Below are 6,955 nucleotides of genomic sequence, written 5' to 3' on the forward strand. Positions count from 1 at the left end.
GACATGGAACCGTGCGTCGACGGCGACCCGTCGGCCTGCGCGCGGTACGCCGCAACGGGCGAGTACACCGCAGCGATCGAGATGTTCCAGGGCGAACTCGACGCGATCGGAATCGGTCCCGGAGCGCAGCTCGAGCTGCTCGCCGCAACCGAGTCCCCCGATTGCCCGCTCGCCGACTGAGGTCCCGACGGTTCCCGCACGGCTGGGGCGGGTCGCGACGCAGGATGCTCGTCCGAGAACGACGAATCGCGAACTCTGACGCACCCCTGTGCGCATGATCCACCCATGTCCTCGACCTCGCTGCTCTCGTCCCCTCCGGGGCCGGCACGCGATCACATCGCGTCCGATAGCGTGGCGCGGTCCATATTGGCCCTGCCCCACATGGGGCTGCTACTTGCCGGGGTCGCCCGGCAGGTCGGTATCCGAAGGGAGAACACACACGTATGACACGTGGATACGAAATGATGGTCATCATCGACGGAGACGTCGACGACCCCAAAGCACAAGGCTGGATGAAGTCGGTCACCGACGGCGTCTCTGCCGCAGGTGGCGAGCTGCACGGCAAGATCGATTGGTGGGGCAAGCGTCAGTTCGCCTACCCGATCGACAAGAAGTCGTCCGGCTACTACCTCGTCGCCGAGATCGTTGCGGCGCCTGGTGCGCTCGACGAACTCGAGCGGTCACTCCGACTCGCGGACGATGTGGTCCGCCACAAGCTCATCCGACTTCCGGAGGCCGAGGCCGAGCGCCGCGGCATGGCGGTCACCACGGCCTGATCGGCCGTCGCTGACCACCACCAAGCAAAGGGGAAAATCACATGGCAATGGACAACACCGTCACCCTCGTCGGGAACCTCACGCGGGATCCCGAGTTGCGTTACACCACGGGGGGCCGTGGAGTGGCGAGTTTCGGTCTCGCGGTCAACCGCCGCTGGCAGTCGAACGGCGAATGGCAAGAGGCCGTTTCGTTCTTCAACATCGTCGCGTGGGCAGATCTCGGTGAGAACGCTGCGGCGTCGCTCACCAAGGGCTCGCGCTGCATGGTCACCGGTCGACTCGAGCAGCGCTCGTACGACAACAAAGAGGGCCAGAAGGTCAACATCACCGAGGTGATCGCCGACGATCTCGGACCCAGCCTTCGCTGGGCCCAGGCTCAGGTCGAGCGCATCAGCCGCGACTCCGCACCTTCGGGTGGCGGCGGTGGTGGTGGCGGCGCAGCGTCTGCACCCGATCCGGTGTACGGCGACGAAGAGCCGTTCTGAGCACCCAGCTCACGTCCATGTCGAGAGCCGTCAGCACGTTCGTGTCGGTCGGCCTCCCCTCGAAATGACCAGAACTTTCCAGTAAGGAACCCAGCCACATGGCATCCAAGAAGAACAAGGCCCGGTCCGCCCGGGACGCGAACCCTCGCAAATTCAAGAAGAAGACCAGCGTTCTCATCATCGAGAAGGTGGAGTACGTCGACTACAAGGACGTCGACCTGCTCAGCCGTTTCATGAGCGACCGCGCAAAGATCAAGAACCGCCGCGTGGCGGGCAACGATCTGCAGCAGCAGCGTGAGGTCGCCAACGCGATCAAGATCGCCCGCGAGATGGCATTGCTGCCGTACGCGACCCGCGTTGCATCGACCCGTACGGGTGGACGTCGTGGCGAGCGCGGCGACGATCGTCGTTCCGATCGCGACTCCTCGAACAACGAGACCAACGAGGCAGCCGAGAACGACACCTCGGTCGAGGGCGCCGACGATACGTCCGTCGAGGTCGTCGCCGACGACTCGACCGACACGAACGGGGAGGACTGATCATGCAGGTGATTCTCCGTTCCGACGTGGTTGGTCTGGGCCTCCGTGGTGACATCGTCGATGTCGCCGACGGTCATGCCCGGAACTTCCTGTTCCCGAAGGGCCATGCCATCAAGGCATCGCCCGGCGCCATCGATCAGGCGGCCAAGATGCGCGCCTCGCGCGATGCGCGTGACCACGAGTCCCGCGAGTCCGCCACGGCCGTCGCGAGCTCGCTCGTGCCGAAGACGATCACGATCACCGCGAAGGCGAGCCCCGAGGGCAAGCTCTTCGGTTCGATCCACGCTGCCGAGGTGGCCGAGGCGGTCAAGGAGCAGACCGGGATCGAGATCGACAAGAAGGAAATCGAGATCGAGGGTGTCAAGACCGTCGGGTCGCACACCGCCACCGCATCGCTGCACCGCGACGTGTCGTTCCCGATCACCATCGAGGTCGTCGCCGCCGAGTGATGACCCGCATGGCTGTCGCTTCGCCGATCGTCATGCACCGCACGGCCACGGGGCGTGTCCTGTCTTCGGACGGGGCGCGCCCTGTGTCATTTTCGACCACGTTCACCTGGGCTCAGGTCCACAGGAACTTGGAGTTGTCCACAGCCGATCAACAGTCGGTTCCCAGGCTGTCGGGACTGGTTGTCCACAACGCTCAGCACGCAGAATGGGGCCTTCATGGCTGGAGACAACAACTTCCCGATCGATGACGGCGGCCCCGCTCGCGTGACGCCGATTCGGCGTCCCAGCGGGGGAGTGGGTCGCGTCCCACCGCACAACCTCCAGGCGGAGGAGTCGGTGCTCGGTGCGCTGTTGCTGTCGCGTGACGCGATCGGCGCCGTGGGTGAGGCCGGCCTCAAGCCGCGGGATTTCTACAACCCGGCGAACCAGCACGTGTTCGACGCCATCAGGGCGTTGTACTCGACGTCGGGGCCCGTGGATGTGGTCACCGTCGCCGACGAGTTGCGTCGTCACGGTGTCCTCGACGAGATCGGTGGCATCGAGCACCTGAGCGAACTCCAGAACGTGACCCCATCGGTGTCCGGCGCGGAGCACTACGCCAAGATCGTGATGGACACGGCGCTGTTGCGCCGCCTGATCCACACCGCCGGCGAGATCACCGACATCGCGTTCGGTGAACCCGATGACGTGACCAAGGCCGTCGACATGGCGGAGTCGAAGATGTTCGAGGTCGCCGAGGATCGCGTCGTCGACTCGACTCGACCGATCCAGGACCTGCTCAACCTGGCGATGGACCAGCTCGAGGAGAACTTCGAACGCGGTGACACGATCACCGGTGCGGCGACCGGATACGACGATCTCGACGACCTGTTGTCGGGTCTGCAACCGAGCACGTTGAACATCGTCGGAGCTCGCCCGGCGATGGGAAAGACGGCGTTCGGGTTGGGCATGGCGACACACATCGCGAAGCACGAAGAGAAGCCCGTCCTCGTGTTCTCGCTCGAAATGGGCCACGCCGAGCTCACCCAGCGCATCTTGTCGAGCGAGGCGAAGGTCGACTCGACCAAGCTGCGCACCGGCAAGCTGACCGAGTCCGACTGGTCCAAGATCGGCCTCGCCGTCGGACGCCTCGAGGTGCCGCTCTACCTCGACGACAACCCGCAGGTCACCGTGATGGAGATCCGGGCGAAAGCCCGACGGATCAAAGCCCAGCACGGCGGAATCTCGCTGATCTTGATCGACTATCTGCAGCTGATGAGCGGCAGCGGCCAGTCCGAGAACCGCCAACTCGAGGTCTCCGAGATCAGCCGAAACCTGAAGGTGCTGGCCCGTGAACTCGAGGTCCCGATCGTCGCCCTCTCGCAGCTCAGCCGAAACCTGGAGGCGCGCTCCGACAAGCGCCCGATGCTTGCCGACCTGCGTGAATCCGGATCGCTCGAGCAGGATGCTGACGTCGTGATGTTCCTCTACCGCGACGAGGTCTACAACCCGGAATCACCCGACAAGGGCTCGGCCGAGGTGATCGTGTCGAAGCACCGCTCGGGTCCGATCGGCACCAAGCGACTGGTCTTCCTCGGCCAGTACACCCGCTTCGACAACGCGGCCCGAACGATGTAGTGATGAGCGCCGAAAAACTTGTTCCGATCGCTATACCTGTCCCACCGTGACGACAAGTTGTCCCAAGTGACCGCAAATTGTCCCACTCGTCGACGTAGAGCGACAGACGACCGCCGCGAGTGACAAGTTGCCTGCGGTGACGCAGAGGGGATGCGACCTGGTGATATGTGCGGAGTGCGGTGCTCAGGTTTGAAGCTCGTAGGGATGTCAAGTGGTTTGTCTGGTCCATTCTGCGACCTGGCCGATGCGGCTGTGGGAGGGGTGTCGGGGCGCGTTGATGTAGCGGTCGCCGGTGTTGTCGATGCGATGATTTTGGGCACGACAGGCGGTAGTTGTGCATCGCCCTCGTAGCGGTCTGACCTCCCGCAATGCGCCGGTTGATCCGGATCGGGCCTGAGTCATGTCCCTGAGATGTGGATCCAGGTCTGGTTGCCCGACGACATTCCGCAGGCGTCGTCAGCGATGGTGTTGATTGCGCCGATTGGTCCGAGTGGTGGGTCTTGTGCCGGGGGCACTTGATTCCATTCGACCGTGCCCCAGGTCAGGGTTGAGCCGGCGGCACACTTGCTCGTACCGTCGCTTGTCATCACCACGTGCGCCAGGTCGCCGTCGCTCTCGGCGGCAGCGTCGGGTGTCGCGAGCGCGAAGGTCCCGCGGTCGTCGGGATTGGCCACGACGTCACCGATGTCGCTGCGCGCATAGGTGCTATCCGGGTGGAAATAGATGACCTCACCTGTTGCCTCGTGGAGCCAGATTCCCTTCAGCTGGGATGTGAATTCCAGGGTGTCGTCGAACTCGCCGTCGGGGGGCGTGATGGCCGCTCCTGCAGTGGACGCTGGCGACAGCCGGATCATCGACGCCTGCGTGCCATCCTCGGCGCTGCATTCGCCCGCCTCGAGTACCCCGGTGCCGATCTCGCCATCATCGACGATGACGATCGCCAACCGGGTTTGGTCGCCAGCAGGGCACGGGCCGTCAGCGATCTCGTTGTCGAAGTAGGTCACCACATCGTCGGCGAAGCTGTAGCGACCCCGAAAGACAGGGGCGGTGAGCTGGGCATGGCCGTCCAGCACGAACAGGTCCCCCGGGCCGAGCTGGTATGTGATCGGAAGATCGTAGAGTACGTCGGGGTCGAGCGGCTTCCACCAGATTCCATCCAGCACACCTGCCGCTGTCGCCGTGCTCGACGCCAGAGTCGTGCTCGCAGCGGTTGAAGGGGCCGGTGCATCGTCGTCGCGGGGCACCGTTGTCTCGACGATGGTGGGATCGCTGGACTCTGTCGACGTGGTCGTGCCACTTGACGAACACGCTGCGGTGACAAGCACCAAGCCGACCACGATGACGCCCGATATCGCGCGTTGGGCCGACGGCCCGTAGCGTCGATGGTCCGTGGTGCGTTGACCCCTCGAACCCGCCCGTGTTTGAAGCTCTTCGAGGATCAGCTTTTTCATGATGTCTCCTTGTTGGGTCGTGTCATTGCGGATACTCCTGTCAGCCGATTCGTGTCTTCCTGTGCAAGCACTGGACAAGGTGTTCGAGCGGGTGGGCGTGCAGAGCGGCGCCGCCGTGACGGTCGCTTTCCGCTCCGACCCTGCACAACGCTGAGCCCGGGGAGGTTGGTAGCGGGCACCCCGGGCTCGTCTGCTCAGTCGCAGCGGTTGGACTGATCCGGGTCAGGCAGCGTCGGAGCCCCACCCTCCGGCACACCGAAGAACGTTGCCACGAGCACCGTCTCTTCTCCCTCCCCACCCGGGTTCCACGCGGTGTGGATCTTCGTACCCGGGTCCAGGAACGCCTGCTGGGGCCTGTAGGTGCGCTCGACGCAGTCGGAAGCCTGCTGGTACACCAGGTCGCCCTCGACGACCGAGACGATCACTGGGCCGGGGTGGGTGTGCCATGGGAACTGCGCACCCGGCTGGATCACGAGCCTCGCAGTCACGACGTGTCCTGCGTCCTTGAGATTCAGTACGTCGGCGCCCTGCCCGGGGAGCTTGCGCTTCACCTGTACCGAGACGTCGTCCGGGAAAGCGGCGTGTCGGGACAGCACCTCGATGGCGATCGGGGGCGGTGGTTCGGTGCCTTGGTTGTCCGATGCCTCGCCGGTCGCTCCGACCGTGATGATTCCGAATCCGGCGAAGGCGGCGATGGTCGCCAGAGCCGATCGTTTGGTGAGCTTTGTCATTGCTGGGTACTCCCCTGTGGCTAGGTGGTGCTGGTTGGGTTTCAGGGTCCTCGGTTTGGATGATTGGTCGTGCGGATGCGGTGCGCTCTGCGAGTCGGTTCAGGTCTTCTCAGTCGCCATCAATCTCCAGGAGTCGCCCGTCTCGGCCGACCCCCCGCACAGCTCGGTCGAGTCAGCGCGCATGGAGAAGCCACGGGCCTGGTTCTCGCGCAGGAGATCCTTCGCCGTGGTTACCCCCCGCCAGGTCCACTCCTCACCGGCTGCGCATTCGCCGGAGCCGTCGCTGGTGAACGTCACGACTCCTGCGAAGCCAGTGCGATATGTGCCCGAGTCGAGCGGTTCGAGCGAATTCCCGTCAGGGGTCAACAAATACGTGCCCGCCGGATCGAGCGCGAGTACATCACCCGTTCCGACCCGGAGCCAGAGTCCGTTGATCTCCAAGCTCTCGATCACCGGCACGGGTTCGACATCGAGGTCGCCCGCCTCCAGCTCCAGGCTGGCTGTCGAGGCCGGAGAGACACGTGTCCATTCCCATTGGGTCGCATCGGGGACGCGGCAATCGTCCACTGATACATCGACCGTCATGACGCCTTGGTCGCTGACGACGTCCGTCCATGTCATCGTTACACCCGGACACTCCAACGCGTCGTCAGCCGTCTGGAAGCTGACCGTCGTGTCGTCGGGGGCTTCGAAGGTGCCGTCGGTGAACGCTCCGCTGCGGAGTCGTCCCGAGTCGCCAAGCGTGAATGTGCCGTCCGTTCGAAAGTCGACAAACATCCCCAAACCGCCGTCAGTGTTCAGCCAGTATCCGTGCAATTCGTGCAATCCGTCGCCGGTGATCGTGTCGTCCTGTGCCTGCGGCGTCTCAGTCGTGGGCCCCGGGTCGCCGGCCTCGGCGGCGTCGGGC

8 protein-coding genes and 1 pseudogene are annotated in these 6,955 nt (G+C 64.4%); 6 read left to right on the top strand and 3 right to left on the bottom strand.

Going from position 1 to position 6,955, the window contains the following annotated elements:
• From WBV89_RS19200 to dnaB, 6 genes and pseudogenes are all read left to right on the top strand, one after another.
• Positions 1 to 180, top strand: a 180-nt coding sequence (locus WBV89_RS19200; protein WP_423982934.1) for a hypothetical protein, incomplete at its 5' end; no start/stop codon positions are given.
• A gap of 263 nt (positions 181 to 443) precedes the next feature.
• Entirely contained in the window at positions 444 to 776 is a 333-nt protein-coding gene (gene rpsF / locus WBV89_RS19205; protein WP_423982935.1) for a 30S ribosomal protein S6, read from the top strand.
• A 41-nt stretch (positions 777 to 817) separates the two neighbouring features.
• Positions 818 to 1,261 carry a single-stranded DNA-binding protein gene (locus tag WBV89_RS19210; protein WP_423982936.1) on the top strand — a complete coding sequence of 148 codons (444 nt, stop codon included), beginning with the start codon at positions 818 to 820 and terminating at the stop codon, positions 1,259 to 1,261.
• A 98-nt stretch (positions 1,262 to 1,359) separates the two neighbouring features.
• Positions 1,360 to 1,614, top strand: a pseudogene (rpsR, locus tag WBV89_RS19215) (30S ribosomal protein S18); the annotation flags it as partial.
• Positions 1,615 to 1,802: 188 nt separating this feature from the next.
• The gene (rplI, locus tag WBV89_RS19220; RefSeq protein ID WP_423982937.1) at positions 1,803 to 2,249 is read left to right on the top strand and encodes a 50S ribosomal protein L9; all 447 of its coding nucleotides are present in this window, start codon (positions 1,803 to 1,805) and stop codon (positions 2,247 to 2,249) included.
• Positions 2,250 to 2,465: 216 nt separating this feature from the next.
• On the top strand, positions 2,466 to 3,866 hold the full coding sequence (gene dnaB, locus WBV89_RS19225) for a replicative DNA helicase (protein WP_423982938.1): 1,401 nt from the start codon (positions 2,466 to 2,468) through the stop codon (positions 3,864 to 3,866).
• Positions 3,867 to 4,264: 398 nt separating this feature from the next.
• On the opposite strand, the gene WBV89_RS19230 is transcribed toward dnaB, so the two are convergent.
• The 3 genes from WBV89_RS19230 to WBV89_RS19240 form a co-directional block, all read right to left on the bottom strand.
• Positions 4,265 to 5,110 (bottom strand): hypothetical protein, encoded by an 846-nt coding sequence (locus WBV89_RS19230; RefSeq protein WP_423982939.1) that lies wholly within the window; start codon positions 5,108 to 5,110, stop codon positions 4,265 to 4,267.
• Between the two features lie 401 nt (positions 5,111 to 5,511).
• On the bottom strand, positions 5,512 to 6,048 hold the full coding sequence (locus WBV89_RS19235) for a cupin domain-containing protein (RefSeq protein ID WP_423982940.1): 537 nt from the start codon (positions 6,046 to 6,048) through the stop codon (positions 5,512 to 5,514).
• A 99-nt stretch (positions 6,049 to 6,147) separates the two neighbouring features.
• Positions 6,148 to 6,955: hypothetical protein (locus WBV89_RS19240; RefSeq protein ID WP_423982941.1), on the bottom strand; the 808-nt coding region annotated here is incomplete at its 5' end.

The organism is Ilumatobacter sp., from assembly GCF_049588435.1.
Taxonomy (GTDB): domain Bacteria; phylum Actinomycetota; class Acidimicrobiia; order Acidimicrobiales; family Ilumatobacteraceae; genus Ilumatobacter_A.

Bases quoted from the DNA above. Each gene is read 5' to 3' on its own strand.
- rpsF (WP_423982935.1), top strand. From the start codon at position 444: ATGACACGTGGATACGAAATGATGGTCATCATCGACGGAGACGTCGAC.
- WBV89_RS19235 (WP_423982940.1), bottom strand. From the start codon at position 6,048: ATGACAAAGCTCACCAAACGATCGGCTCTGGCGACCATCGCCGCCTTC.
- dnaB (WP_423982938.1), top strand. From the start codon at position 2,466: ATGGCTGGAGACAACAACTTCCCGATCGATGACGGCGGCCCCGCTCGC.
- WBV89_RS19210 (WP_423982936.1), top strand. From the start codon at position 818: ATGGCAATGGACAACACCGTCACCCTCGTCGGGAACCTCACGCGGGAT.
- rplI (WP_423982937.1), top strand. From the start codon at position 1,803: ATGCAGGTGATTCTCCGTTCCGACGTGGTTGGTCTGGGCCTCCGTGGT.